25 protein-coding genes and 1 pseudogene are annotated in these 26511 nt (G+C 70.0%); 11 read left to right on the top strand and 15 right to left on the bottom strand.

Going from position 1 to position 26511, the window contains the following annotated elements:
• The first annotated feature begins 224 nt into the window (after nt 1–224).
• On the top strand, nt 225–1829 hold the full coding sequence (locus ABZS64_RS06820; RefSeq protein WP_355824083.1) for a VCBS repeat-containing protein: 1605 nt from the start codon (nt 225–227) through the stop codon (nt 1827–1829).
• Nucleotides 1830–1882: 53 nt separating this feature from the next.
• Here the strand turns inward: ABZS64_RS06820 and ABZS64_RS06815 are convergent, their stop codons facing one another.
• On the bottom strand, nt 1883–2491 hold the full coding sequence (locus ABZS64_RS06815) for a Uma2 family endonuclease (protein ID WP_355824080.1): 609 nt from the start codon (nt 2489–2491) through the stop codon (nt 1883–1885).
• A 132-nt stretch (nt 2492–2623) separates the two neighbouring features.
• Between ABZS64_RS06815 and ABZS64_RS06810 the strand changes: the two genes are divergently transcribed.
• Nucleotides 2624–3460: a hypothetical protein gene (locus tag ABZS64_RS06810; protein WP_355824077.1), complete on the top strand. Its 837-nt coding sequence runs from the start codon at nt 2624–2626 to the stop codon at nt 3458–3460.
• Here ABZS64_RS06810 and ABZS64_RS06805 read toward each other — a convergent pair.
• The 9 genes from ABZS64_RS06805 to ABZS64_RS06765 all read right to left on the bottom strand — a co-directional run bounded on the left by ABZS64_RS06805 (nt 3447) and on the right by ABZS64_RS06765 (nt 14401).
• On the bottom strand, nt 3447–6140 hold the full coding sequence (locus ABZS64_RS06805; RefSeq protein ID WP_355824075.1) for a fumarate reductase/succinate dehydrogenase flavoprotein subunit: 2694 nt from the start codon (nt 6138–6140) through the stop codon (nt 3447–3449). The genes ABZS64_RS06810 and ABZS64_RS06805 overlap by 14 nt on opposite strands.
• A 34-nt stretch (nt 6141–6174) precedes the next feature.
• The gene (locus tag ABZS64_RS06800; protein ID WP_355824072.1) at nt 6175–6945 is read right to left on the bottom strand and encodes an ABC transporter ATP-binding protein; all 771 of its coding nucleotides are present in this window, start codon (nt 6943–6945) and stop codon (nt 6175–6177) included.
• A 64-nt stretch (nt 6946–7009) separates the two neighbouring features.
• On the bottom strand, nt 7010–7897 hold the full coding sequence (locus ABZS64_RS06795) for an ABC transporter permease (RefSeq protein ID WP_355824070.1): 888 nt from the start codon (nt 7895–7897) through the stop codon (nt 7010–7012).
• Nucleotides 7894–9240 (bottom strand): ABC transporter substrate-binding protein, encoded by a 1347-nt coding sequence (locus ABZS64_RS06790; RefSeq protein ID WP_355824068.1) that lies wholly within the window; start codon nt 9238–9240, stop codon nt 7894–7896. The genes ABZS64_RS06795 and ABZS64_RS06790 overlap by 4 nt, the downstream gene beginning before the upstream one ends.
• Before the next feature lie 15 nt (nt 9241–9255).
• Complete coding sequence (locus ABZS64_RS06785) at nt 9256–9483, bottom strand: ferredoxin family protein (RefSeq protein ID WP_266479325.1); 228 nt, start codon at nt 9481–9483, stop codon at nt 9256–9258.
• A gap of 33 nt (nt 9484–9516) precedes the next feature.
• Nucleotides 9517–10287, bottom strand: coding sequence for a GntR family transcriptional regulator (locus ABZS64_RS06780; protein WP_355824065.1), 771 nt, complete (start codon nt 10285–10287; stop codon nt 9517–9519).
• 128 nt (nt 10288–10415) lie between these two features.
• Nucleotides 10416–11087, bottom strand: a complete 672-nt coding sequence (locus ABZS64_RS06775) for a GPP34 family phosphoprotein (RefSeq protein WP_355824063.1) — start codon at nt 11085–11087, stop codon at nt 10416–10418.
• Nucleotides 11084–12316 (bottom strand): fumarylacetoacetase, encoded by a 1233-nt coding sequence (fahA, locus tag ABZS64_RS06770; protein WP_355824060.1) that lies wholly within the window; start codon nt 12314–12316, stop codon nt 11084–11086. Before fahA ends, ABZS64_RS06775 begins: the two co-directional genes overlap by 4 nt.
• Before the next feature lie 84 nt (nt 12317–12400).
• On the bottom strand, nt 12401–14401 hold the full coding sequence (locus ABZS64_RS06765) for a CocE/NonD family hydrolase (RefSeq protein ID WP_355824058.1): 2001 nt from the start codon (nt 14399–14401) through the stop codon (nt 12401–12403).
• A 175-nt stretch (nt 14402–14576) separates the two neighbouring features.
• On the opposite strand from ABZS64_RS06765, the gene ABZS64_RS06760 reads away from it, so the two are divergent.
• From ABZS64_RS06760 to ABZS64_RS06740, 5 genes are all read left to right on the top strand, one after another.
• Complete coding sequence (locus ABZS64_RS06760; RefSeq protein ID WP_355824055.1) at nt 14577–15587, top strand: polyprenyl synthetase family protein; 1011 nt, start codon at nt 14577–14579, stop codon at nt 15585–15587.
• A gap of 219 nt (nt 15588–15806) precedes the next feature.
• Nucleotides 15807–16817, top strand: a complete 1011-nt coding sequence (locus ABZS64_RS06755) for a CHRD domain-containing protein (RefSeq protein ID WP_355824053.1) — start codon at nt 15807–15809, stop codon at nt 16815–16817.
• Nucleotides 16818–16999: 182 nt separating this feature from the next.
• Complete coding sequence (locus ABZS64_RS06750; protein WP_355824050.1) at nt 17000–18259, top strand: DUF2092 domain-containing protein; 1260 nt, start codon at nt 17000–17002, stop codon at nt 18257–18259.
• Between the two features lie 84 nt (nt 18260–18343).
• A complete protein-coding gene (locus tag ABZS64_RS06745) occupies nt 18344–19285 on the top strand; it encodes an ABC transporter ATP-binding protein (RefSeq protein ID WP_355824046.1) in 942 nt (313 codons plus the stop codon).
• Nucleotides 19272–20159 (top strand): ABC transporter permease, encoded by an 888-nt coding sequence (locus tag ABZS64_RS06740; protein ID WP_355824044.1) that lies wholly within the window; start codon nt 19272–19274, stop codon nt 20157–20159. The genes ABZS64_RS06745 and ABZS64_RS06740 overlap by 14 nt, the downstream gene beginning before the upstream one ends.
• A gap of 7 nt (nt 20160–20166) precedes the next feature.
• Here ABZS64_RS06740 and ABZS64_RS06735 read toward each other — a convergent pair whose 3' ends face one another.
• Nucleotides 20167–20715 (bottom strand): NAD(P)H-dependent oxidoreductase, encoded by a 549-nt coding sequence (locus ABZS64_RS06735; protein WP_355824041.1) that lies wholly within the window; start codon nt 20713–20715, stop codon nt 20167–20169.
• 96 nt (nt 20716–20811) lie between these two features.
• A complete protein-coding gene (locus ABZS64_RS06730; RefSeq protein ID WP_355824039.1) occupies nt 20812–22116 on the bottom strand; it encodes a M28 family metallopeptidase in 1305 nt (434 codons plus the stop codon).
• A 267-nt stretch (nt 22117–22383) separates the two neighbouring features.
• On the opposite strand from ABZS64_RS06730, the gene ABZS64_RS06725 reads away from it, so the two are divergent.
• Nucleotides 22384–22590, top strand: a complete 207-nt coding sequence (locus ABZS64_RS06725) for a hypothetical protein (RefSeq protein WP_355824036.1) — start codon at nt 22384–22386, stop codon at nt 22588–22590.
• A 20-nt stretch (nt 22591–22610) separates the two neighbouring features.
• Here ABZS64_RS06725 and ABZS64_RS06720 read toward each other — a convergent pair whose 3' ends face one another.
• Nucleotides 22611–23060: a VOC family protein gene (locus ABZS64_RS06720; protein WP_355824033.1), complete on the bottom strand. Its 450-nt coding sequence runs from the start codon at nt 23058–23060 to the stop codon at nt 22611–22613.
• 21 nt (nt 23061–23081) lie between these two features.
• On the opposite strand from ABZS64_RS06720, the pseudogene ABZS64_RS06715 reads away from it, so the two are divergent.
• A pseudogene (locus ABZS64_RS06715) lies at nt 23082–23663 on the top strand (ABATE domain-containing protein); the annotation flags it as partial.
• Nucleotides 23664–23684: 21 nt separating this feature from the next.
• Nucleotides 23685–24077, top strand: a complete 393-nt coding sequence (locus ABZS64_RS06710) for an SRPBCC domain-containing protein (RefSeq protein ID WP_355824134.1) — start codon at nt 23685–23687, stop codon at nt 24075–24077.
• Here the strand turns inward: ABZS64_RS06710 and rarD are convergent, their stop codons facing one another.
• Entirely contained in the window at nt 24078–25058 is a 981-nt protein-coding gene (rarD, locus tag ABZS64_RS06705; RefSeq protein ID WP_355824030.1) for an EamA family transporter RarD, read from the bottom strand.
• A 123-nt stretch (nt 25059–25181) separates the two neighbouring features.
• On the bottom strand, nt 25182–26042 hold the full coding sequence (locus ABZS64_RS06700) for an SDR family oxidoreductase (protein WP_355824027.1): 861 nt from the start codon (nt 26040–26042) through the stop codon (nt 25182–25184).
• Nucleotides 26043–26135: 93 nt separating this feature from the next.
• On the opposite strand from ABZS64_RS06700, the gene ABZS64_RS06695 reads away from it, so the two are divergent.
• Complete coding sequence (locus tag ABZS64_RS06695; protein WP_355824024.1) at nt 26136–26510, top strand: helix-turn-helix domain-containing protein; 375 nt, start codon at nt 26136–26138, stop codon at nt 26508–26510.
• Nucleotide 26511: the final 1 nt, after the last annotated feature.

Here is a 26511-nt window from a genome sequence, read left to right as displayed (position 1 = left end):
GCTGTCGACTCCACGGGCTCGTGCTCTGTCACGTTCTCACTGGTCATCGATGCATCTTCCATGATCGGGAGTTACACCGAACGTCTTACAGTCCCACACTTGGTCTGCGGGCCGCCAATGAGGGCAGCGCAGAGTACTGGAAAAAGTTCCTGGCAAACGGCGAGAGCTCCCCGTACATCGAGGTCGTCTACAACCGGGCGCCGAACGAGCCGACCGGTTCGCTCATGAAGACCCTTCCCGGTGGTACGTGCGACTTCGCGCCGCCGTACCTCACCATCGGCAAGAGCGATATCACGTTTAGCGCCTCCGCCTCGGACGCGGACGGAAACCTCAAGTACCTGCACCTGAAGGTCTGGCGCACGGGATACGCGAGCAGCCCGCTCCACGACGCGGACCATGCCACGAACAGCACCGGCGCGATGACTGCCTTCACTATGCCGTGGGCCAGCTTCACCCACGGTGTCACCTACTCCTGGTCGGTGTACTCCAAGGACGCCGAGGGAGCGACTTCCGCATGGGGGCCGCCCAATACGACGTCGGTCTGCCAGTTCACCGTCGACCACACCGCGCCGAGCACGCCCGAGGTCGAGTCCTCCACCTTCCCGGCGTCGGCGTACGACAGCGATGTCTGGAGCACGGTCACCTTCGGCACCGCGGGGCAGTTCACCTTCAAGCCCAATGGCACGGCCACGGAGGTGAAGGAGTACCAGTACAGCTTCAACACGGCTTTCGACAAGAAGGCCCTGCCCAACACGGTCGACGGCCATGCACCCGACCCGGCCCACCCGATCAACTCCGGTGAAGCGGCCGTCACGCTCAAGCCGCCGCATGCCGGTCCCAGCGTGCTGTACGTGCGTAGCGCCGACAGCTCCGGGAACATCTCCGGGGTCAAGAAGTACCAGTTCAACGTAAAGCCGAGCGCAGAGCTGGACACCGCGGGAGACGTCACCGGCGACAAGGTGCCGGACATGTACACCATCGATCCCGAGGGCAATCTCGCCCTGTACGCCAAGACCCTCGGCACTGACCGCCTGCATTTCTGGATGCCCGCCGCGTACACGACGGCCGACGGTCCGGCCAAGCCGGTGGCCGATGGCTACTGGACCGGAGCATTGATCACGCACAACGGCGACTGGCTGCCCGGCGACGGCATTCAGGACCTGGTGGCGCGCATGGACGACGACGGGAAGCTCTACATGTATCCCGGAGACGGCTACGGCGGCTTCGACGTCAATGAACGCCGCGAGGTTCTGCTGCCGACCGGCGCGCCTGCTGCCTCCTCGCTCACCCAGATCCTGTCCGTGGGAGACGTCACCGGGGACGGACGACCCGACATGCTGGCGACGGCGGGCAGCACCCTGTGGGCATTCACGGGGTACACGGGTGTCAGTTTCGAGACCGCCACACAGCTCAGCGGGGATGACTGGACGCTCCGTGACCTTGTGTACGTCGGCCAGATCGCCGGAGATGCCGCTGTGGATCTTGTCTACCGCACGGACACCACCGGAAGGGTTTTCCTGCGCAAGGGGAAGATCCATGCGAGCGGAACGGGCACGAACCTGTTCTCCTTCGCGGTTCAGACGGCATCCGCCGATGGCACCGACTTCATCTACGGAACGTCCGGCTGGCACGTCGTCGACATACCCATCGTCATCGGCAGCCCTGACGTCACCGGGGACTCCATTCCCGATGTCTGGGCCCTGCGATCCGACGGCAACGCCGTGATCTACCCGGGGAGCAGCACCGCCGCGCTCAGTACCACCAACATGTTCAACATCATTAACAGCAGCGTCGGCACGAGCTGGTCCGGCTACAAGGCCATCGGATGAGGCTGGGCCCGGCACCTCGGTGAGGTGCCGGGCCTTCGCACGCGAACGACCGGCTACTCTTCGGCGACCCTTTTTCGGCGGGGCCTGATCTGGGTGAGGTCGAGGTCGACGGGGAAGGGGAGGGAGACCTTCATTCGGTCGTGGAAGATGCCGGTGCTGGTGTAGGCGCCGGTGGCTGGCTCGAGCTCAAAGACATAGACGACAGCCTTCCCCTCGTGGTCCTCCACCCGCCAGTAGTGCGGGATCTTGGCGCGTGCGTACTTCACCGGCTTGGTCTCGCGGTCGCGGGTCCGGGATTCGGCGGAGACGACCTCAATGGCCAGTACTACGGATTCGGCCGGGAACCGGGTCTGCCGTGCGTCCTCCACGACGTCCTCGCGTACGACGATCACGTCCGGCTCGGGCCTGTTCTGCCAGTCGATGTCGATGGTGAACTCCCGGACCACATCCAGGTCCTCGGGGCCCACAGATTGCAACTGCCAGTTGAAGAAGTCGACCGCCCGCAAATGAAAAAGCGTCTGCGGAGCCGTGAAGACGAGGCTCGCGTCGATCAGTTCCGTATGGGGAGGCAGATTCGGCAGCCGGTCCAGGTCGTCGGCGGTCCAGCCGCCCACGGGTGGGGTGGGCCAGCTGGGCTCCGGGGCCACAGGGCCGCCACTCATCGGTGTTCCCATGGGACGTGAGTTTCGGGTGCGTGGTCCGCGCAACCTGGGGGAAGTTGATCAGGTTCCCGCGCGCGGGTGAAGGCGTCGCCCAACGTTGACGCGCCCAGCGTGTGGGCTAGCGTCGGCTCCATGGACGACATCTGGCAGTTGCTGGAATGCGTACACGCACCCGTCTACTTCGCGCCCGAGACGGGGCCCGTCTACTCCGCCGCCGGATCGGGGCTCAAGGGCTTCTGGATGGGGTACTTCGCCTCCCGGGCCGCCGCGCTCGGGGCGGTGCCGCCGGAGGTGGTGACCGCCGCCTTCTACAATTTTGCGCCGGGCCGGGTCGCCCGAGCGCTTCCCGACGCCTGGGAGCGCTGCCCGCCCGCTCAGGTCCTTGCCGCCCGGCTCGATGTGGCCGATCAGTGTCTGCGGCGGCTGCTCGGGGAGCTGGTCGACGGTCCGCTGGTCGCCGAGGCCGCGGAGCTCGGGCGGCGGGCGGTCGAGGCGCTTCCCGTCGCCGGGCGGGTGCTGTTTGCCGCGCATGCCGCGTTGCCGGTGCCCGAGCGGCCCCATCTGGCGCTGTGGTGGGCGGCCACCGCGCTGCGGGAATTTCGCGGGGACGGTCATGTCGCCGCCCTGGTGAGTGCCGGGGTGGACGGCTGCGAGGCCAATGTGATCACCGTGGCGCTGGGGCTTGCCCCGGTCGAGCAGCGGCTCAACCGGGGCTGGAGCGAGGAGGAGTGGGAGGCCGCGCACGCCCGTCTCCGTGAGCGTGGAGTGCTTGCGGAGGACGGCACTCTCACCGATGCCGGCCGCCTGGAGCGGGATGCGATCGAGGCCACCACCGATCGGCTCGCCCGGCCCCTCCTGGCCCACGCGAGGCTCGCCGAGTGTCTGCGCCCGCTCGCGCGGCGGATCGTCGAGGAGGGCGGAGTGCCGTTCCCCAATGCGATGGGGCTGCCGCCGCTCAGGCCGGGGTAGCCGCCCGTGCGGCGTAGGCGCGGACGTCGGCGTCCGGGTCTCCGACGGCGGTGGCCAGCGCGGCTCGGGCGTCGTCGTGGCTGGAGTGTCTGAGCAGGGCCAGGACCGCCGCCTTGCGGACGTCGGCGTTCGGGTCGCCGAGTGTCTTGGCCAGGGCCGGTACGGCGCGGTCGGGATCGGCCGCGCCCAGGGCCTGGGCCGCGCCCGCGCGTATCTGCCAGGCGGAGGCCGACAGTTCGGTCACGGCCGCGGTGTCGTACGGGGCCGGGCACCCGGTGGTGGACAGGGCGGCGAGCGCCGCCGCGCGGACGAGGATGTCCGGGTCCTGGAGCAGAGGGGCCAGGGCGTCGGGGGCCGCCAGGCTGCGGGCCACCGCGACGCGGACCTCGCGGGCCGGGTCGGCGGTGGCGCGGGCGACGACATCGAGGGCGTCGACCGAGACCAGGGCGCGTACGGACGCGATACGGACCTCGATGACCGGGTCGTCCAGCGTACGGGTGTAGGCGGCGGCGTCGCCCAGGCGCAGGGCGCGCAGGACGTCGAGCGCGGTGGAACGGACCCGTGGGTCGTCGTTGCCGAGTGCGTCGGTGAGGCCGCGGGCCAAGTCGGCTTCCGCAGGCAGGACTTCGACCAGCTCGAGCAGGGACGCCGCGGCGGCGCTGCGCACACCGGAGTCCGGGTCCGCGAGGGTCCCGGCCAGCGCCGGGCCGGTCCCTGGCGGGACGGTTTCGGTGAGCGCGGCCACGGCGGCGCGGCGGACGGCGGGGTCCGGGTCGGTCAGGAAGGGCCGCAGCTCGAGGAGTTCGGGCTCGTCCTCGGTGAGGGCGATCAGTTCCAGGATGCGCGGGGAATGGGAGGCGGCGGCCGTGTCCTGCCGGATCGTGGTGCGGACGCCGGAGCCGGTCGGCGCGATCTCGCGCGGGCCTGCCGTGGCCATTTGTTCGGGGTGGACCTCGCCGAGGTGGCGGGACAGTCCCCCGGTGGGGCTGAATTCGTCCACCGGCACCAGATAGGGCGAGACCGGGCGGGCCGTGAACTCCATGGCCCCGGACGGGGACTTGCGCAGGTCCAGGTGGTGCAGCCAGTCCTCGTCGTCCCGCTGCGGGTGGTCCGTACGCTCGTGGTAGAGGCCCCAGCGCGACTCCGTACGGGCGAGTGAGGAGCGCGCCGCCATCTCGGCGCAGTCTCGGATGAAGCTCACCTCGGCGCAGCGCATCAGCTCGTGCGGGGTCTCGGCGCCCATCTCGGCGATCTCGCCCCGCATCCGCTCGAAGTGCTCGACGGCGAGGGAGAGCCGGGCGCCCGACTTGGGCGGCGCGACGTAGTCGTTCACGAAGCGGCGGAGTTTGTACTCGACCTGAGTCTGGGGCGGGCCGTCGGGATTGTGGAGGGGGCGGTAGATCAGCTCGTGGGCGTCCTGGATCTGGTTGGCGGGCAATTGGCCTTCGTACGCGGTGAATTGCGAGGCGTCCGCTCCCGCGAGGTCGCCGAAGACGAACGCGCCGATCATGTAGTTGTGCGGGACGCAGGCCAGGTCCCCGGCGGCGTACAGACCGGGCACCGTGGTGCGCGCATGGTCGTCGACGCGGACGCCCGAGGCCGAGTGGCCGCCGCACAGGCCGATCTCGGAGATGTGCATCTCGACGTCGTGGGTGCGGTAGTCGTGGCCGCGGTTGGCGTGGAACGTGCCGCGGGTGGGGCGCTCGGTGGAGTGCAGGATGCCCTCCAGCGCGCTGATGGACTCCTCGGGGAGATGGCTGAGCTTGAGATAGACCGGGCCGCGGTCGGAGCCCAGTTCGGCGGCGAACTCCGACATCATCTGGCCGGACCAGTAGTCGGAGTCGACGAAGCGCTCGCCATGGCGGTTGACCTGGTAGCCGCCGAAGGGGTTGGCGACATACGCGCAGGCGGGGCCGTTGTAGTCCTTGATCAGCGGGTTGATCTGGAAGCACTCGATGCCGGTGAGTTCGGCGCCGGCGTGGTAGGCCATGGCGTAGCCGTCACCGGCGTTGGTGGGGTTCTCGTACGTGCCGTAGAGATAGCCGGAGGCCGGGAGTCCGAGGCGGCCGCAGGCGCCGGTGGCGAGGATGACCGCGCCCGCGCGGACCGTGACGAATTGGCCGGTGCGGGTGTTGAACCCGGCCGCCCCCACGGCCCGGCCTTCCCCAGTCAGGACCCGGACCGGCATCACGCGGTTCTCGATCCGGATGCGTTCGCGCATCTCGCGGCGCCGGAGCTGACGGTAGAGGACTTTCTTGACGTCCTTGCCCTCTGGCATCGGCAGCACGTACGAGCCGGAGCGGTGCACCTGGCGGACCGCGTACTCGCCGTGTTCGTCCTTCTCGAACTTCACGCCGTACGACTCCAGTCGCTGCACCATCCCGAATCCGCGGGTCGCGGTCTGGCGGACGGTGGACTGATCGACGATGCCGTCGTTGGCGCGGGTGATCTCGGCGACGTATTCGTCGGGCTCGGCGCGGCCGGGGATGACGGCGTTGTTGACGCCGTCCATGCCCATGGCGAGCGCGCCGGAGTGGCGGACGTGCGCCTTTTCGAGGAGGAGGACGTTGCTGCCGTGCTCGGCCGCGGTGAGCGCCGCCATCGTGCCGGCCGTGCCGCCGCCGATGACGAGGACGTCGCAGGTCAGTTCCTCGGCGTCGGTGAGAGCGGGGATCTGCATGAGGGGGGCCTTTCAGGGACCGATCAGGGAGCGATCAGGAGCCGAGGGATTCGAGTACGTCGCGGCGCAGGGCGACGGTCGCGGGGTCGCTCTGGGCCTCCCGGTCGCGCGGGCGCGGTACGCCGAGGACGCGGCCGGTGCCGAGGAGAGCGACGCGGTCGCCGAGGAAGAGCGCCTCGTCCACGTCGTGGGTGACGAAGACGACGGTCGCGCCGGTGCCGCGCAGCACGTCGACAAGGAGCTGCTGCATACCGGCCCTTGTCTGCGCGTCGAGCGCGCCGAAGGGCTCGTCCATGAGGACGGCGCGGGGCTCGGCGGCGAGGGCGCGGGCGAGCTGGACGCGTTGGCGCTGGCCGCCGGAGATGCGGTACGGGAGGTGGGCGGCGCGGTCGGCGAGGCCGACGCGGTCCAGCCAGTGCTCGGCCGTTGCGCGGCGTTCGGAGCGCTTCAAGCCCTTGATGGCGAGGGGGAGTTCGACGTTGGCGCGGACTGTGCGCCAGGGGAGCAGGGCGTCGTCCTGGAAGACGAGGGCGCGCTCGGCGCGGGGAGCGGTGATGGGGTCGCCGTCCTGTTCGACGTCGCCGTGGAGTGCGGGCAGCAGCCCGGCGAGGGTGCGCAGGAGGGTGGACTTTCCGCAGCCTGATGGCCCGACGACGGTCAGGATCTCGCCGGGCGCGACGTCGAGATCGAGCCCGTCGAGGACGGGGACCTCGGGGCGGCCGAGGGCTACGTCGGTGAGGGTGAGGCGGGCGCCGCGGGGTGGGGTTTTGGTGGCGGGGGAGAGGGTTTTGGAGGGGGTGGTCACGGGACGCCTCCTGGTGGGTCGGATGGTGGTGCCGTGGGGCGGGCGGTGGGTTCGGGTCGGCCTTTCAGCCCCTCCGGCGTTTGAGGAGCGGGGTTTGGGGCGGAGCCCCAGTTACGGGAAGGGGCGGGGTGGGGGAAAGTCCCGCACCGCGGACCCGGGCCCGGCGGACTCCGCCGGTCGCCGGGACGTGCTCCGTGCGCGGGAGCCACCGCGTCACCCTCCGCCCCGCCAGCTCCACCGCCGTCGACGTCAGCCAGCCCAGCACGCCGATCGTCGCCATCCCCACGAAGACGCCCGGGTAGTCGACCACCGTGTAGTCCTGCCAGGTGCGGTAACCCACCCCGTACTCCCCGGAGATCATCTCCGCAGAGATCACGCAGATCCACGAGACGCCGATACCCACCGACAGCCCGCCGAGGATCCCGGGCAGCGCCCCCGGCAGGACCACCGAGCCCAGTACGCGCCACCGGCCGGCGCCCATCGTGAGGACTGCCTCCTCCCAGACCGGGGTCAGGGCGCGCACCGCGTGCCGGGTGGAGACCATGACCGGGAAGAACGCCGCAGTGAAGGTGATGAAGACGATGCCCTGCTCATTGCTGGGGAAGAGCAGGATCGCCACCGGCACCAGCGCGATCGCCGGGATGGGGCGCAGGACTTCGAGGACCGGGCCGAGCAGGTCCGCCGCCAGGCGGGAGCGGGCGATGGCCGTGCCGACGGCCACACCCGCGACCGCCGCCAGCGCGAAGCCGGTGACGATGCGGGTGAGGCTGTCGGTCAGGTCCTGCCAGTACGGGCCGCTGCCGATCCGTTCCCCGAACTCCCGTGCCACATCGACGACTGTCGGGAACTGTTCGAAGCGCAGCCACAGGTTGATGTCGAACTCGGTCAGCAGCTGCCACAGTCCGAGCGCCGCCGCGAGCGAGAGGACGCGCAGGGCATGACGCGCGGTCATGAGGCCTGCTTCAGGGCTTCGGCGTAGGGGACGGTACGAGCGCCTGGGTGCCCCGAGGCGTAGGCGGCCGCGGCGGACCGGGTCACGAAGGGCAGCAGCTTCGCGCCGTCCGCCACCCACACCGCCTTGTCCGCGAACCAGAGCGTGCCGGTCGTGGCGTCGGGGACGTACGCGGCCCGCACCTGGCCCTGCTGGGTGGCGACGTTGCTCAGCAGCTCTGCCGGAGTGGCGAAGGACCGCGTGGTCCCGTTCTTGAGCCACACCTCGCTCTTCGCGGTCTTCGAGGCCGCCGCGAGCGCCTTCGCATAGCCGTCGCCCAGCGCCCGCTTCACATACTGCTCGTCGACGAAGGCGTCCACATTCACGTCGCCGACGAGCTTCGCCGACTTCAGCACCGGCACGTCCTTCTTCAGTGCGTCCACCAGCGCGGGCTGCAGGGCGGGGCCGAAGGTGGAGATGCCGTTCGGGCCGTTGTAGAGGTAGACGACCTCGGGCGGCAGTCCGGTCGCCTTGGCAACCGACTCCGCGGCCGCGACGGGCTGCTTGTTCAGATAGTCCGTCGCGTCGGCCTGGGCGCGCAGGAAGTCCTCGAGCACCGCGGGCCGCTTCTTCGCGAAGTCCTCACGCACAGTGACTCCGTGGAAGGTCGGAAGGTTCAGCTCCGCCCCGTCGTACAGCGCCTGCGCGCGGCCCTGGAAGGCGAGCAGCCCCGGCCAGGCCACGAACTGCGACAGGGCGTCCGTGCTCCCCGCCTGGAGTGCCGAGGCACCCACCGCGGGCTGCTGGTTGAGCTTGCGGATGTCCCTTTCCGGGTCGATGTCCGCCCGCTGGAGCGCCCGTACCAAAGTCCCGTCCGCCGCCGAGCCGATGCTCGTGGAGACCTTCTTGCCGCGCAGGTCACCCAGCGATGCCAGCTTCGAACCGGGCGCCGTGACAATGGTGTTGAGGCCGCCGCGCAGGTTGTATCCGGTGACGGAGACGAGCCTCGTCGGCCGGTTCAGCTGCTTGCCGCGGGCGGCGTTGATGAGCAGCGGGAAGTCGCCCATCGAGCCGATGTCGATCTTCCCGGCGGTCATCTGCGCGGTGATCGGCGCGCCCGTGGCGTAGTCCTGCCACTTCACCTTGTACGTGACGCCCTCACGCTTGCCGCGGGCGGCGAGCTCGTGCTCGAAGTAGCCGAGCGAGCGGAGCAGCGTCCCGGCCGTGACGGTGTTGATGGTCTTGGACTGGTAACCGACGGTGACGGTGACCGTGTCGGAGTCGCCCGCGTTCGCGTTGCCGCCGCAGGCAGTCAGCGGCAGCAGCAGGGCGGCGGCGAGGAACACAACTGGCTTGCGTGACATGGGAGTTCGTACCTCTCAGCGGAGCAGATAGGGCATGTTGACCGTGACCGCGTCCGTGGGACACCGGGCCGCGCACGGGCCGCAGTACCAGCACTCGTCCACGTGCATGTACGCCTTGCCGCTGTCCGGGTTGATCGCAAGGGAGTCGAGCGGGCACATGTCGACGCAGAGGGTGCAGCCGTCGATGCACTTCGACTCGTCGATGGTCACGGGCACGTCGGCCCGCTGGGGCGCCAAAGGCATGGCTGTCTCCAGGAGAGGGGTGCGGGGTGAGGGTCAGAGAGAGCGGTGGAGCAGCCCGCTCATGGTGATGCGGTCGCCGCGGAAGCGGATGAACTCCAGGTCCACGGGGCGTCCGTCGGAGAGGTGGGTGAGCCGTTCCAGCATGAGCACGGCTGCGCCGCGCGGGGCTTCGAGCACGGCGGCGGAGTGCGCGTCGGCGTTGACGGCCTCCAGAGTGATCTCGGCCTTGCCCAGCGGCTGTCCGGTCAGCGTTTCCAGCAGCCGGAACACATCGGTGTGCTCCAGGTCGCAGCCGATCAGCCCGGCGCCGATGTCCATCGGGATGTAGGTGAGGTCGAGGGAGAGGGGCAGGCCGTTCAGCCGGCGCAGCCGTTCGATGTAGAGCACGTCGGTGTGCTCCGCGAGGCCGAGTCGCCGGGCCACGGGTGCGGGCGCGGGGACGGGACCGACCGTACGGACTTCGTTGGTGACGTCGCCGTGTTCGTGCAGGGTCTCGGCGAGGCCCTGCAGCCGGTCCAGGCCGTGCGAGTACTTCTCGGACACCACGACGGTGCCGACGCCGGGCTGCCGCTCGACGAGACCTTCGGTACGAAGCAGATCCAGCGCCTGCCGGACCGTGTTGCGCGAAACGCGGTAGTCGTCGCCGATCGCGCCCTCCAGCGGCAGCACTCCGCGGGGGAAGCCGCCCGTACGCACCTGGTGGCGCAGCAGGTCGGCGAGCTGCCGCGCCTGGTCCGCGCGCCGCCGCCGCCGCCGGGCGGCGGCGACCGGCACGGTGTGCTCACGGATACGTTCGGCTGGCATGCGACGGACCATACCGACGCTGTGCCGACGGTGGTGTTGCCAGAGTGTTGCGCCACTCGGCGGTCTCGGGAGCGTCCCGCTGACCTGCGGTGATGCGGGTCAGCGGGAAAGATCTGCCACCCGGGGCTTCAGTCGCCCCCGCCCCCGTCGCCCCCGAAGCTGATACTGCTGCTGCTCGACTTCTTGTCCTGCTGTACGGCGCGGTGCACCGCGTACGGAGCCCATTGCTCCCGCACGAGAACGCGCAGTACGCCTCGCCCCCGCCACGACTCGAATCTCGGATGGAGCACCTTGGCGATGCCGATCGCCGCGGTGAAGGCGGCCAGCAGCCGGCTGCGGCGGTCCGGGAAGCCGGCCCACACCGACTGGGCGTAGCGCCCACGGGCCGCGGTGGACCAGTCCTCCGCCGCGGGATACCGGCGGTACGGGAAGATGCCCAGGAAGCGATGGGTCTCCACCCGCAGCACACCGCGTCCCACCAGGTGGTGCAGGCACAACTCCTCGACGTGCCGCCCGGCCCGCCTGACCCAGGGCCGGGCGCGTACGCCGTCGCCGAACCGGCTGGTGCCCGGGGCCGGGAGGCTCGCCAGTATCTGCGCCGACAGCCGGTCCTGCGGCGGCAGCGGATTGACCACCGTCACTTTGCCGCGTGTCTCGGCGACCCTGCCCTGGAGCTCCAGCTCGGCGAGGGCGGCGCCGGCCAGTCCGCACTGGAGGTAGCTCCTGCTGCAATGCCGGCGGCCCGTCACGGGGTCGAGAGCGAGCAGCAACAGCTCCTCGGGCAGGGTGAGTTCGGTCACTGCGCAGCGCTCGCCGCAATCCGGCCCGTCACGTCGCCCAGGCCAACCCGGGTACCGTCCGGGCCAGGTGCCCACGCGGTCATCGTCACCACGTCGCCGTCCTCCAGGAAGGTCCGCTTGCCCTCCGGGAGTTCGAGCACGTCCCGGCCGTTCCAGGTGAGTTCGAGGAGCGACCCGCGCTGGTGGACCTCGGGCCCGCTGACCGTGCCGGAGCCGAAGAGGTCGCCCGTACGCAGCGAGGCGCCGTTGACCGTCATGTGGGCCAGCTGCTGGGCGGCCGTCCAGTACATCGTCGCGAACGGCGGTTCGGAGACCACATGGCCGTTGATCGCCACCGTGATGCGTACGTCGAAGCCGCCCGGCTCGTCCTCGGCGGAGTCGTCGAGGTAGGGCAGCAGATCGAAGTCCCGGGCGGGCGGGGCGGTCCGCGCCGCGTCGAGGGCCTCCAGGGGGGTCACCCAGGCGGAGACGGACGTGGCGAAGGACTTGCCGAGGAACGGGCCGAGCGGGACGTACTCCCAGGCCTGGATGTCACGCGCCGACCAGTCGTTGAGGAGCGAGAGACCGAAGACATGCTCGCGGAAGTCCCCGAGCGGCACGGGAGTGCCCAGCTCGGAGGGGGTGCCGACGAGGAAGCCGACCTCCGCCTCGATGTCGAGCTTGACGGAGGCGCCGAAGACGGGGGCGGCGTCCGCGGGGGTCTTGCGCTGGCCCGAGGGACGCACCACATCCGTGCCGGAGACGACGACGGTGCCGGACCGGCCGTGGTAACCGATGGGCAGGTGCTTCCAGTTGGGGGTGAGCGCGTCCCCGTCCGGCCGGAAGATCTTGCCGACGTTGGTGGCGTGGTGCTCGCTCGCGTAGAAGTCGACGTAGTCGGCGACCTCGTACGGGAGGTGCAGCGTGACCGAGTCGAGCGGGTGCAGCAGCGGCTCTATGTCCGCCCGGTGGGCGGGCACCGTGACCCAGGCGGTGAGCGCGCGGCGCACATCGCGCCAGGCGGTGCGGCCCGCGGCGAGCAGCGGATTGAGGCTCGGCTGCGCCAGCAGCGCGGCGTAGGGGGAGCCGAGGGTGTGGGCCGCGGCCCCGGCGTCGAGCACATGGCTGCCGATGCGGACGCCGAGCCGCCGGCGGCCGGGCTCGTCGGCCGTGGTGAAAACGCCGTACGGGAGGTTGTGCGGGCCGAAGGGATCGCCCTCGGCCAGATCGAGCGGGCTCTGCTCGGGCATCGGTGCTTGCCTCGCTTTCCACGGGTGTGGGTGACACGTTACGTGGACGTCGCCCCGTCGAGGCAGGTCGCCCGCCCGGCCTGTTCACCCGGCCGTACGCGGGATCCGCTGCTCCCAGGTGCGGTGGAAGACGATCTCGTGGCCGTCCCGGCACACCACCTCGTCCGAGGTGATGAAGTCGGCCGCGTCGCAGCTGACTTCGGAGCGTGTCTCGATCCGTACGTCCCAGGCCAGCTCCGGCCGGTGCAGCCGGATCGTCCAGGTGGAGCGGGTGTGCGCGGAGTGGGGGTCCCGCTCGCGGATCGTGTACGTCTCCAGGGCGTCCTCCGTGTACTCCAGGCCGTCCGGATGAACGAGTGTGGCGCCGTGGCGCGGGTCGATCTCGACGCGCCACTCGCCCTGGGCGACATCGCGGGTCACCAGCCGCCCGGGCCTCGGTTCGTCGAGTGTCACGGGCGAGCTGACGCCGAGCGGCTCGGACTGTTCCGGCTCCTCGAAGATGATCTTGTCCGACGCGCCCGCGCCGGGCTCGCGTACGGGGAGCTCCAGGCGGGAGCCCGCCGGATCGAGGGTGAAGCCCGCGGAGCCGCTGTGGGGCCAGATCCAGGGCCAGTACGCGGAGGAGACGGCGAGCCGGATCCGGTGGCCCGGCGGGAAGGTATGGCCGATGCCGTTCAGCTCGAAGGCCACGTCCTCGGTCGTGCCGGGCGGCCAGGCGGCCGCGCGCTCGCGGCCGTGCCGGGCGGAGAGGCTCAGCACGCCGCGGGTTACGAGGGTGGAGGAGCCGTCCGGAGCGACGTCGCAGAGGCGGGCGACCGCCTGGCCGTGGGGCACGTCCAGGCGCAGCCGCAGGGTGACCCGGGGGCGGCCCAGGATCTCGACCGGGTCGCCGGTGACCGGGAATTCGAAGCAGGCCGAGCGGGCGTCCTCGTCGCGCTGGTCGGGCGGCAGGTCGGCGTCGTTGCCTGTGGGGAGGAAGCGGCCGGCGTCCAGGCCGGTGTGCTGCGGCGAGTCGACGATCACCGGCCCGCCCTCCAGCGCGTACGGAACGGAGCTGATGTGGGGCGAGGGCCAGGCGGCTTCGCCGGCCCAGCGCCCGGGCAGCTCGGAGTAGACCGTGGCGGGCCGGTGCGAGTCGCTGATCCAGGACCGCAGCAGGGGCTCGGTCATGATGCCGGTGTCCCTGCCCTTCAGCCAGTGGTCCCACCAGCGGAGCGTCTCCTGGAGGAAGCCGATCGCCGGTCCCGGCGGGCGGCCCCGGTCGGGGTACTCGTGCGGCCACGGGCCGATCAGGCCCCGTACACGGTCGGGCGGCAGCTGCTCGACCAGGCGCAGCACCGCGTCCCGGTACGGATCGTGCCAGCCGCCCACCGCGAGGACCGCGGCATCGACGGCGGCGTGGTTCTCGCGGACGCTGCCCTGCTTCCAGTAGTCGTCGCGGATCTGGTGGGCGAGCCAGGTGTGGATGAAGGGGCCGACGGCCTCCAGCCGCTTCAGCCACAGCTCGCGCCATTCGTCGCCGACGTGGAGCGGGTCGGGCGGCCGGGCGGTGAAGGCCAGCAGGGTCGCGGCCCAGGCGGGCATACCGCCGGCGAGGACCGAACCGCCCATGTAGTACGCGTCGTTGTCGTAGCGGTCGTCGGTCGAGCAGACCGTGACGACCGCCTTCAGCGGCTCGGGCGCGAGGGCCGCGATCCGCAGGGCGTCGGTGCCGCCCCAGGAGATCCCGAACATGCCGACCCGGCCCGTGCACCAGGGCTGCCCGGCGAGCCAGTTGATCACCTCGACCCCGTCGGCGGCCTCGGTCGCGTCGTACGCGTCGCCGGGCAGGCCCTCGCTGTTGCCGTGCCCGCGCACATCGACCCGAACGGAGGCGTAGCCGTGGCCCGCGTACCAGGGGTGGCGCTGCCGGTCGCGCGGCGCGGTCCAGTCGCTCAGCCGGAACGGCACATATTCGAGCAGGGCGGGGACAGGCTCGTCGGTGAGCGGCCGCCAGACCCGCGCGTACAGCCGTGTGCCGTCCTTGAGGGCGATCCGGACGTCCTCGTGGGCGGTCTCGTACGGGAAATCGGTGCGGATGCGCATGGCAGGAGCTTCCTGGCAAAAGGTTCACTCGATGTCGTATCAGATGATCACGAACATACCGGCGGTGGCGGGAAGGCGCCCATGGTGATCGAAAGGCGACCGGATACGCTGACTTGAGTGAATCCAGCGACACATCGACAATCCGCGTGACCGTCAGCAGACAGGAGATCCCCTCGTGACCGTCGTCGGGCCGTTCGGGCTGAGCGTGCGGGACCAGGCTCTTGAGGCCGATGTCCAGACCGGATTGGCGGCTGTCGAGGCGGGACTGCTCGATGCCACCAAGAGCGAGGTGCCCTTCATCACGGAGGCGGCACAGCATCTTGTACGCGCCGGGGGAAAGCGCTTCCGGCCGCTGCTGGTGATGCTCGCGGCCCAGTTCGGTGATCCATACGCGCCGGGTGTCGTGCCCTCGGCCGTGGTCGTCGAGCTCACGCATCTCGCGACGCTGTACCACGACGATGTGATGGACGAGGCCGACGTGCGGCGCGGCGTGGACAGCGCCAACGTCCGCTGGGGCAACTCCGTGGCGGTCCTGACCGGCGACTTCCTGTTCGCGCGGGCCTCGCACATTCTGGCCGACCTGGGCCCCGAGGCCGTACGCATCCAGGCCGAGGCCTTCGAGCGACTGGTCACCGGCCAGATCCTGGAGACGGCGGGACCGCGCGACGGCCGCGACCCGGTCGACCACTACCTCGACGTGATGGCCGGCAAGACCGGTTCGCTGGTCGCCGTCTCCGGGCGGTTCGGCGCGATGATGTCCGGCGCCCCCGAATCGGTGGTCGACATCCTCACCCAGTACGGGGAGCGGCTCGGCATCGCGTTCCAGCTCGCCGACGACGTGCTCGACATCGCCAGCGACTCGCACGAGTCCGGCAAGACCCCGGGCACCGACCTGCGCGAGGGCATCCCGACGCTGCCCGTGCTGCATCTGAGGGCGCAGGCCGAGCAGTACGGCCGCCCCGACGACCTGGAGCTGGTCGCGCTGCTCGACAGCGACCTCAGCGACGACGGACGGCATGCCGAGGTGCTGCACCGGCTGCGCGTCCACCCGGCCCTCGAGCAGGCCCGCAAGGACACCGTGCGGTACGCGGAGGACGCGCGGGCGATGCTCGCCCCGCTGCCCGAGTGCTATGCGAAGGCCGCCCTGGAGGAGCTCTGCGACGCGGTGGTCCACCGCGCGGGCTGACAGGCCCATCGCTGACGCGCCCCCATCCTCGACGCGCCGCCACCCCTGACAGAACCCCTTTGACAGGCCCAATACCACGGCCGCGGCCCGCTCCGGGATCAATCCGCAGCATGTGACGCAGGTCTCATTCTTGGATTGAGTCCAATCTCGGATCCACTCCGTACTCATGCCCGGAAGCCGACGCATCGGGCGTCGGCGCCAGTACGGGGAGATTTCAGAATGAAGCGAAACAAGGTCCTGCTTGTCGGTACCACCGCCGTCGCCGCCGCCGCGGGTGTCACGCTCGCCGTGATGCCGGCCTTCGCCGACAGCAAGAGCTCCACCGCCGGCCACGCGGGCCACGGGGACAGCGGCGCGAGCATCTCGGTCCAGAGCGGCGGCAGCGGCTCGGACAGCGGTGCCTCCCTCTTCGTCTCCAGCCTGAACGGCGCGAACGAGGTGCCGGTACAAGGCGGACCCGCCGTCGGTGACCGCGACGGCGCCGCGCTGGAGTTTGTGAAGGTCAAGGGGGACAAGGTGTCCGTCGCCGTGAAGTTCCGCGGTACCGACAAGCCGACCGCCCTCCACATCCACCAGGGCGCCAAGGGCACCAATGGCGGCATCAAGATCGACTTCACGGAGCTGCTCACCAAGGGCAAGACCAAGGCGAAGGGCTGGACCGGCGCGGTCGCCGGCACGGTGAAGGTCAAGGACAAGGCCGTGCTCGACGCCTTCAAGGCCGACCCGAACGGCTTCTACGCCAACCTGCACACCGCGCAGTTCCCTGGCGGCGCCGTCCGCGGCCAGTTCCACAAGGTGACCGGCTCGTTCACCTTCGCCGACGCCCTCGACAACGTCCAGGCCTCCGTGGTCAAGGGCAAGCAGATCTACGAGTGCAAGAAGGGCGACGACGGCACGCTCTCCTTCCAGCAGCGCGATGTGCGCGCCGTCCTCGGCGGGAACATCGCCCACTCCTTCGTCGCCCCCAACTCCGGTACGCCGCAGTGGATCGCGCCGGACCACAGCGCCGTCACCGGCAAGCTGATCAGCAAGACCCCGAACGGCGACAGGAACATCGCCGAGCTGGACCTTCAGGCGACCCAGTCCGGCAAGAAGCGGGGGCTGTTGGCGAACACTCAGGAGATCTTCCGGCTGAACACCGTGGGCGGCGTGGCCCCGGCCGGCAGCTGCGAGAAGGGAGCTGTCGTCGGCGTCCCCTACGGGGCGGACTACGTCTTCATCCAGAAGTAACCCGTCCCCAACAGGGCTTGCGGCGCTTCCCCTACTGGTTGGGGGAGGCGCCGCGTCCTACTGTCATCCCAGAGCAGTACGCCAAGTTGCTCCCGCGGTCTGACGCTTCTGTTCGCCCGATTTGGTCAGATGGACTCAGTTGAACAGCGCCACCCTGACCAACCACGGAGGTAGGGCACACCATGGCACCGAACGACAGCGCACAGACCACCGAAGAGGCCGAGGACCTCGCAGCGGGCCGCCGCAAGGCAGCGCGCTACATCGTCCCGGTCGCGGTGGCCGGGGTGGCGGCGGCGACCATCGGGCTCGTCCCGGCGCTCGCTGCCTCCGGTGACCCCGATCTGCCGAAGATCACCGCGCAGCAACTCATCGAGAAGATGGCCGCGTCGGAAACCCAGCAGCTCTCCGGCACCGTGAAGATCAACACGGACCTCGGCCTTCCGTTGGGCGGCCTCGCCGGCCTGGGCGGCGGCTCCTTCGGCCCCAAGGGCGGGGACGCGAAGGGCGACGGCTCGTCCGCCGCTCCCGAGAGCAAGCTGATGGAGCTGGCCTCCGGCTCGCACACCCTGCGCGTCGCGGCCGACGGCCCGGACAGGGCGAAGGTGTCGATTCTGGAGAACGCCGCCGAGTACAGCCTGATCCACAACGGCGACGAGGTCTGGGCGTACGACAGCGCATCGAACGAAGCCTTCCACTCCAAGGACGCGGGCACGGCGGACGGCAAGGACCGCACGCCGCCGAAGGACCTGCCGACCACGCCAAAGGAGTTCGCCGACGAGGCGCTGAAGGCCGCGGACGACACCACTTCGGTGACCGTCGGGGGTACGGCGCGGGTGGCCGGCCGCGATGCCTACCAGCTGGTCATCAAGCCCAAGCAGAGCGGTTCGACGATCGGCTCGATCAAGATCGCGGTGGACGCGAAGAACGGCGTGCCGCTCAAGTTCACGCTCAGCTCGACCAGCGGCGGCAAGGCCGTGATCGACGCGGGCTTCACCAAGGTCGACTTCTCCAAGCCGGCCGCGTCCACGTTCGACTTCAGCCCGCCCAAGGGCGCGAAGGTGACCGAGGGCGACGAGCTGGAGAAGGGCAAGGGCGCCAAGAACCACGAGGACTTCAAGAACCACGAGGACTTCAAGGGCCCGAAGGACTTCAAGGGTTCGGAGGACTTCAAGGGTCTGAACGTCATCGGTGAGGGCTGGACCTCCATCGCGAAGATCGAGGTGCCCGGCGGCCAGGGCCTCAGCGCCCCGAAGGGCGGCGACGTCCCGCCGGAGGCAAGCAAGTTCCTGGACGCGCTCGGCGACAAGGTCGACGGGAAGTTCGGCTCCGGCACGGTCTTCAAGACCCGCCTGATCAATGCCCTGGTGACGGACGACGGCACGGTCTACGTCGGCGCCGTGACCAAGGACACGCTCGTGAAGGCCGCGAACGAGGGCAAGTAACAACACGACACGCGTTCACCGTCCGCCCCGCCGTACGCTCCATACGGTGGGGCGGACCGTTGGACCGAGCGAACGGGGACCGGAATGACAGCCGTCATCGAGACGCGCGGGCTCACCAAGCGGTACCCGGGCGGCCAGTTGGCCGTCGACGGGCTGGATCTCAGCGTGCCCGGCGGCAGCGTCTTCGGGTTCCTCGGCCCCAACGGCTCCGGCAAGACCACCACCATCCGGATGCTGATGGGGCTCATCGAGCCGACCGCGGGCAGCGCCACGGTCCTCGGCAAGCCCATGCCGCGCGCCGTGCGCACCGTGCTGCCGCAGGTGGGCGCGCTGATCGAGGGGCCCGCGCTGTACGGGTTCCTGAGTGGCCGGGACAATCTGCTGCGCTACGACTCCGCCGACCCCAGCGCCGATCCGCGCACCCGGCGCACCCGCGTCGCAGGTGCCCTGGACCGGGTCGGGCTCACATCGGCCGCGGGCAAGAAGGCCAAGGCGTACTCCCTCGGAATGAAACAGCGGCTCGGGCTCGCTGCCGCGCTGCTGCAGCCGCGGAAACTGCTGGTGCTCGACGAGCCGACCAACGGCCTCGACCCGCAGGGGATGCGTGAAATCCGGTCGCTGGTACGGGAGTTGGCCGCGGACGGGACCACCGTCTTTCTCTCCTCCCATCTCCTCGACGAGATCGAGCAGGTGTGTTCGCATGTGGCGGTGATGGCCCAGGGGCGGCTGCTCATCCAGGGACCGGTAGCCGATCTCGCGGCGGGCGCGCGCGGGCGGCTGGTGGTCACCACGCCCGACCCGGCCGATGCCGCGCGCATTCTCAAGGAGCAGGGCGTGACCGATCTGACCGTCACCGACGAGCGGGTGACAGGAGACCCGCCCGCAGCACCTGCGAAGGACCTCGCGGAGCTCAACGCGGCGCTGGTCCGGGCAGGCGTACGGGTGCGGGGCTTCGGCATCGAGCGCGCATCGCTCGAGGACGCCTTCGTCGCGCTGACCGGGGAGGGCTTCGATGTCGCAGGCTGACACGCTCGTACGCGCCGCGGGCGAAAGGACGAGCAGCCCGCTGTGGACACTCGGCCTCTTCCGCTCCGAGCTGACCACCACACTGCGGCGCTGGCGCACGCTCGCCCTGCTGGGTGTGCTGGCCGCCGTTCCCGTACTGATCGGCATCGCCGTCAAGATCGAGACGAGCGACGGCGGGCCGGCCGGCGGCGGCGGTGGGCAGGGGCCCGCGTTCATCGCGCAGATCACCAACAACGGGCTGTTCCTGGTCTTCGCCGCGCTCGCCGCGACCCTGCCCGTCTTCCTCCCGATGGCGATCGGGGTCGTCGCGGGCGATGCGATCGCGGGCGAGGCGAACTCCGGCACCCTGCGTTATCTGTTGGTCGCCCCGGCCGGACGGACCCGGCTGCTGCTCGCCAAGTACGCCACGACCTGCGCCTTCTGTCTGGTCGCGACCCTGGTCGTGGCAGCGTCCGCGCTCGCCGTCGGGGCGCTGCTCTTCCCGCTCGGCGATGTCACGACGATCTCCGGCACCCGCATCTCGTTCGGTGACGGGCTGCTGCGGGCCGGGCTGATCGCCGTCGTCGTCGCCGCGTCGCTGACCGGTATCGCGGCACTGGGTCTGTTCGTCTCGACCCTGACGGGCAGCGGCATCGCGGCGATGGCGACGACGGTCGGACTGCTGATCACCGTGCAGATCCTGGACACGATCCCGCAGCTGCACGGGATCCATCCGTATCTCTTCCCGCACTACTGGCTGTCGTTCGCGGATCTGCTGCGGGAGCCCGTGTACTGGGACGAGGTGCTGAAGAACCTCGGTCTGCAGGGGGTGTACGCGGCGGTGTTCGGGTCGGCGGCGTGGGCGCGCTTCACCGCGAAGGACATCACCGCATAGTCGAGTGTCAGCGGGTGAAGAACTCCTTGGCCCGGGCGGTCGCGTCCGTGTCGCTCTCCACCTGACCCGGCCGGGTGCCGTTTCCGAGCAGGACGCCTGCGAAGCGCATGCCCATGAACTCCGCGGTGTTGCGCAGGGTTCCGATCAGCGGCTCCGCCTTGTCGGCAGTGCTGGCGTATGAGGTCACACCCCACAGGGTGCGCCCGGTCATCCGTGCCCTGAAGTCCACGCCCGGTACGCGCAGCCAGCCCGACCAGTGGTCGAGGTACCTCTTGGTGCTGGTGGACACGCTGTACCAGTACAGCGGGGACGCGATGACGAGGTCGGTCGCCTCCAGCGTGGCGTCAAGGAGCGTCGCGGCATGCCCGGTGGGCGCGGGGTAGCTGCCATCGCCCTCGTGGCGCAGGTCCTCGAACTCGGGCACCGGGAGCTCGGACAGCCGCAGCCAGCGCTGCTCGGCCCCGGCCGGAAGCTGTTCGGCGGCCAGGCGGGCCAGCGTCTCGGTGTTGCCGCCGGTGCGGCTGCTGCCCAGCAGGAACAGGAACTTCCGGGTCATGGGCTCTTCCCCTTGCGCGTCCGAAGATGACTGCATGCGTGCGCAAGTATATGCACACGCATGCAGTCTGTGGGGGGTGGCAGTCGTCGGGACCTCTCAGAAGGTGACCTTGAAGCTGTTGATGTAGCCGGAGTCCTGGGCTGCCTTGTCCTGGACGCGGAGCTTCCAGGTGCCGTTGGCGACCTCGGAGGCGGCGTTGACGGTGTAGGTGGTCTGGACGTTGTCCGCCGAGTCGGAGGAGCTGAACGGCTTCAGGTTGTAGACCGTTCCGTCCGGGGCGAGCAGGTCGACGACCAGGTCGCCGCGCCAGGTGTGGATGATGTCCACGCCGACCTTGAGGGTGCTCGGGGCGTTGCCCGTGCGGCCGGTGACGGTGACCGAGGAGGTGACCGCGGCGCCGTTGTCCGGGATGGAGACGTCAGCGGTGTTCTCGAAGACGGTGCCCGGGCTGGTCGTCCCGGCGGACAGGGTCCAGATCGCGTGCGCGATCGCGTCGCTGTTGCGGTCCAGTGCGGTGTCGTTGATGTTCGCGGTCGTGTCGCAGGAGGAGTGGTAGCAGCGGTCGAAGGCCTGACCGGCCGTGCCGCCCCACTTCTGGGCCTGGGCCGCCGTCTTGGTGTAGTCGGCGCCGGTGAACAGGCCGCCGACCGGCACGCCCGCGTTCTTGAACGGCGCGTGGTCGGAGCGGCCGTCGCCCTCGGTCTCGATCTCCGTGGGGATGTTCAGTCCCGCGAAGTAGTCCTTGAAGGTCTTCTCGATCGCCGGGTCGTCGTCGTAGACGAAGTAGCCGGGATTCGGGGAGCCGATCATGTCGAAGTTGAGATAGCCGGAGATCTTCGAACGCTCCGCGCTGGGCAGGTTGTTGACGTAGTACTTCGACCCGACCAGGCCCAGTTCCTCCGCACCCCACCAGCCGAAGCGCAGGTGCTTCTCCGGCTTGAACTGAGCGCGGGAGACGGCGAGCGCGGTCTCCAGGACGGCTGCCGAGCCGGAGCCGTTGTCGTTGATGCCGGGTCCGGCCGAGACCGAGTCGAGGTGGGAGCCGGCCATCAGTACCTGGTTGGCGTCTCCGCCCGGCCAGTCGGCTATCAGGTTGTAGCCGGTGGCGCCGCTGGAGGTGAACTGCTGGAGGGACGTGGTGAATCCGGCCGCGTCCAGCTTGGCCTTCACGTAGTCGATGGATGCCTTGTAGCCGGTGCGGCCGTGCGCGCGGTTGCCGCCGTTGGCCGTGGCGATCGACTGGAGCTCGGTCAGGTGCGCCTTGACGTTGGCGAGGGGTATGTCGGGGGCGGCGAGCGCGGGCGCCGGTGCGGCGGTCGCTGCGGGCGCGGCGGATACGAGCAGCCCGGCAAGGGCGAGCGCGGCGGCCGCGGCCGTGCGTCTTGGTATGGACAGGTTCATGTGTGGGGGCTCCGAATTCCGAACGGGGGCAGGACGGAACGTGCGAGACGCCCCGGGATGGCGGGTCCCGGGGCGCTGGAGCTGTTGGTGCGCAGTACGTGCTGAGAGTTCAGCGAGAGTTTGACTCACCGTCAAGGGCGGAAACCGGTCAGTGGTGTTCGCATGCCGGACGGTGCGGGGTTACGGAATGGCCAATACCGCGGCGCTGTTCACGTACGGAACCGCAGGCCAGGAGCCGGAGACGCCGCTGAGCCGCAAGCTGACCGTATGAACCTGGATCCGTTCCTCATCCTGACGTTCTTCGGCGAGATGTTCCTGCGCGTCGGCATCGTGGCCGCGTTCGTCACGGTGGGCGTGACGGGCCTGCTGGTCGGTCTCATCGCGCTGGGCGCACGGCGGGTACGCCGCCGGTGGGCGGATGCCGAAGAGGAGTGTGAGGGGCTGGCGTCCTTCACCTGGAACGAGCCGGAGTAGGAGGCTGGTTCACCACTCCGCTATTCGACGCAGAACTCATTGCCTTCCGGGTCGGCCATCGTCGTCCACACGCCCCCCGGTTCGTCGGCGTGATAGAGCACCCGCGCCCCCAGGCCCTCCAGCCGTGCAACCTCCGCCTCGCGGCGTTCCGCGCCCACGTGCAGGTCGAGATGGAGCCGGTTCTTGGTCGTCTTCTTCTCCGGTACACGCTGGAAGAGGAGCCTGTGCCCGAGTCCCACCCCGTTGTCCTGGTCGAAGGGGTCGTCCGGATGCCGGACGGCGGCGTAATCGAGCCAGGCGTCCCGGCCGTGCGACTGGATCGTCGAGCCTTCCGGCAACTGCCCGTATCCGCGCAGCCGCTCGATGAGGGCGCTGTGGTCCTCCACCTCGTAGCCGAGGGCCTCGGCCCAGAAGTCCGCCTGCGCATGCGGGTCGGACGTATCGACGACAACTTTCCAGTGCAGTTTCATGTAACCACTTATAGTGGTTACATGAGCGAGCCTGCAAGGGGACTGACCCTGCATCCGCCGGAAGGGCGTCCCTTTCGTTTCGACCCCGGTGCGCTCTGCCTTGAGCTGCTGGCGACCGGAGGACCCGGCGCGTTCGCCCGGTACGAGGTGCTGCATGAGCCCGCAGACCTGGTGCGCTGGGCGGGCGAGAGCCGGCTGCCCGACGGTCTTGAGCCGGTCGTCGCGCCCGACGAGGTGGCGGCTGCCCGTGTGCTCCGGGATGCCCTGTGGCGGCTGATCGCCGGCCGGGCACACGGCGGCGCGCTGAGCCCCGCCGATCTGGCCGTGGTCAACAAGGCCGCGGCGCAGACCCCGCTCGCCCCCCGGATCACCGACCGGGGCGGCCGCGACTGGGCACCCGGGGCCACCGGCACCCAGCTGCTGTCGGCGGTGGCACGCGATGCGGTGGACCTCCTGACCGGTCCGTACGCACACCGCATCCGCGAATGCGGCGCGCACAACTGCTACCTGCTCTTCGTCGACACCTCCCGCCCGGGCCGCCGCCGCTGGTGCGCGATGGAACGGTGCGGCAACCGCAGCAAGGCCAGGGCACATCGCGTCCGCCACACAGAGGGAGAAAGCGTCATGCCGACAGGACTGACCCAGGACGCCGGCTGGGAGATCGGAGTGTCGAAGACGCTGCCGCTGCCCGTGTCCACCGTGTGGGACTTCATCGCCGGTCCCGAGGGTGTCGCCCTCTGGCTCGGCAAGGGTGTCCAACTGCCCACCGAGAAGGGGGAGTCGTACGAGACCGGGGACGGCATCGCGGGCGAGGTGCGCAGCTACCGGCCCGGTGACCGGGTCCGGCTGACGTACGGCACGACCACCCTCCAGGTCGCGGTCTCATCGCCCGGCGATGGCAGGACCGTGCTCCGCTTCCACCAGGAACATCTCGCGGACGCCGAGGAACGCGAGCGGCAGCGGGCGCACTGGAAGGCCGTGATGGGCAAGGTCACCGACGCCCTCGGGGTGGCCTGATCAGCCCGTCCGGCGATTGAGGAGCGGGGTCCGTGGCGGAGCCCCGGCGGGTTCGGCCGCGGGGGCCGCGGCGGCCAGCCGCAGCGCCTCCGCCTTCGTACGCCGTGCTGTCCGCAGCGCGTCCCACGTCAGGCAGGTCAGCGCCAGCCACACCAGCGCGAAGCCCGCCCACCGCTCGGCGGGCATCGCCTCGTGGAAGTACAGGATCCCCAGCAGGAACTGGAAGACCGGCGCCAGATACTGCAGCAGCCCCAGCGTGGAGAGCGGCACCCGGATCGCCGCCGCGCCGAAGCAGACCAGCGGCACCGCCGTCACGACACCCGTCGCGGCGAGCAGCGCCGTATGGCCCGCGCCGTGCGAGCCGAAGGAGGCGGAACCGTCCGCCCCCAGCCAGAGCAGAAAGCCGAGCGCCGGGAGGAACTGGATCGCGGTCTCGGCGGCGAGCGACTCGAGACCGCCGATGTTGACCTTCTTCTTGACCAGCCCGTACGTCGCGAAAGAGAAGGCCAGCGTCAGTGAGATCCACGGCGGCTGCCCGTAGCCGATCGCCAGCACCAGCACCGCGGCGAAGCCGGTGCCGACGGCCGCCCACTGCGCCGGACGCAGCCGCTCCTTGAGCAGCAGGACGCCCATCGCGATGGTGACCAGCGGGTTGATGAAGTAGCCGAGCGAGGCCTCGACGACGTGGCCGGAGTTCACGGACCAGATGTAGAGACCCCAGTTGACGGTGATCACCGCAGCGGCGACGGCGATGAGCGCCAGCTTGCGGGGCTGACGTATCAGCTCCCGCACCCAGCCCCAGCGCTTCAGCACCACCAGCGCGATGCCGACGACGGCCAGCGACCAGACCATCCGGTGGGCGAGGATCTCCATCGCTCCGGACGGCTTCAGAAGTGGCCAGAAAAGCGGAACCAGGCCCCACATTCCGTAGGCACCGATCCCGTACAGCAGTCCTGCCCGCTGTTCACCGTCGGACTTCACTGGCCCCTCCCGCCCCTGCGCGCATCACCACGACGAAGGTACGCGGCGCAGGGGCGGGCTGTCATGTCCGTATCGCTATACGGTCATGACGGACCTTGGTCCGCCACACGAGGTCATGGGGGTTCATACGGTGGCGAGCGCCGCGGCCACCGAGTCGGCGAGCGGCGTCGTGGGGCGGCCCGTCAACCGCGCCAGGTCGCCCGTCGTACCCGCGAGCAGCCCGCGCCCGATCGCCGCGTCGACATCGACGAAGACCTCGGCGAGCGGCTCGGGCAGGCCCGCGCCCGTCAGGATCTCCAGGTGCGCATCGGCCGGGACGTTGTTGTACGTGATCGTCCGGCCGGTCTGCCGCGAGAGCTCGGCGGCGTACTCCGTGAAGGACCAGGCGACGTCGCCGCTCAGTTCGTAGGCCTTGCCCTGGTGGCCGTCGCCGGTCAGCACGGCAGCCGCGGCGGCGGCGTAGTCGGCGCGGGCGGCCGAGGCGATACGGCCCTCACCGGCGCTGGCGACGACGGCGCTGTGCTCCAGGGCGGGGGCGAGGTGCTCGGTGTAGTTCTCGGTGTACCAGCCGTTCCGCAGGAAGGTGTACGGCAGCCCGGAGTCCAGGATCGCCTGCTCGGTGGCCTGGTGCTCGGCGGCCAGCTGGAAGTCGGCGTCGGGTCCGCCCAGCACGCTGGTGTACGCGAACTGCGCGACGCCCGCCGCCTTCGCGGCCACGATCACGGCGGCGTGCTGCTCCACTCGCTGACCGACCTCGCTGCCGGAGATCAGCAGCACGCGGTCACCGGCGCCGAAGGCTCCGGCCAGCGTCTCGGGCGCGCTGTAGTCGGCGATACGCAGGTCGATGCCGCGGGCCGCGAGATCGGCGGCCTTCTCCTTGTTGCGGACGACGGCCACGAGCTGATCTGCGGGGACGGTGGCGAGCAGCTCGTCGATGACGAGACGGCCAAGGGCTCCGGTTGCTCCGGTGACGACGATGCGCATGGGTGATTTCTCCTTGTTCGGCGCGATTCCAGAGCTCACCCTAGGGTGTGCACTAACTGGAGGAAAGTACCCACTTTGAAGTAAGGTACTGGCATGGCCGTAAGGAGAGACCCCGACGTCAATCACGCGATGTGCCCCTCGCGTCTGATCCTTGAGCACGTCACCAGCCGCTGGGGTGTGCTCGTTCTCGCCGCCCTGCTGGAGCGCTCGTACCGCTTCAGCGAGCTGCGCCGCGAGGTCGGCGGCGTCAGCGAGAAGATGCTCGCCCAGACCTTGCAGACCCTGGAGCGCGACGGATTTGTGCACCGCGATGCCAAGCCGGTGATCCCGCCGCGCGTCGACTATTCGCTGACCGAGCTCGGCAAGGAGGCCGCCGAGCAGGTGTGGGGCCTTGCCCGCTGGACGGAGAAGCGGACGGACGAGGTGCTCGCGGCGCGTACGGCATACGACGAAGCCCGGACCTCCTGAC

Source organism: Streptomyces sp. NPDC005408 (genome assembly GCF_040606445.1).
In the GTDB taxonomy this organism is placed as follows: Bacteria; Actinomycetota; Actinomycetes; order Streptomycetales; family Streptomycetaceae; genus Streptomyces.
The sequence above is the reverse complement of the archived record's forward strand: the minus strand, read 5'-3'. Positions and strand labels throughout refer to the sequence as shown.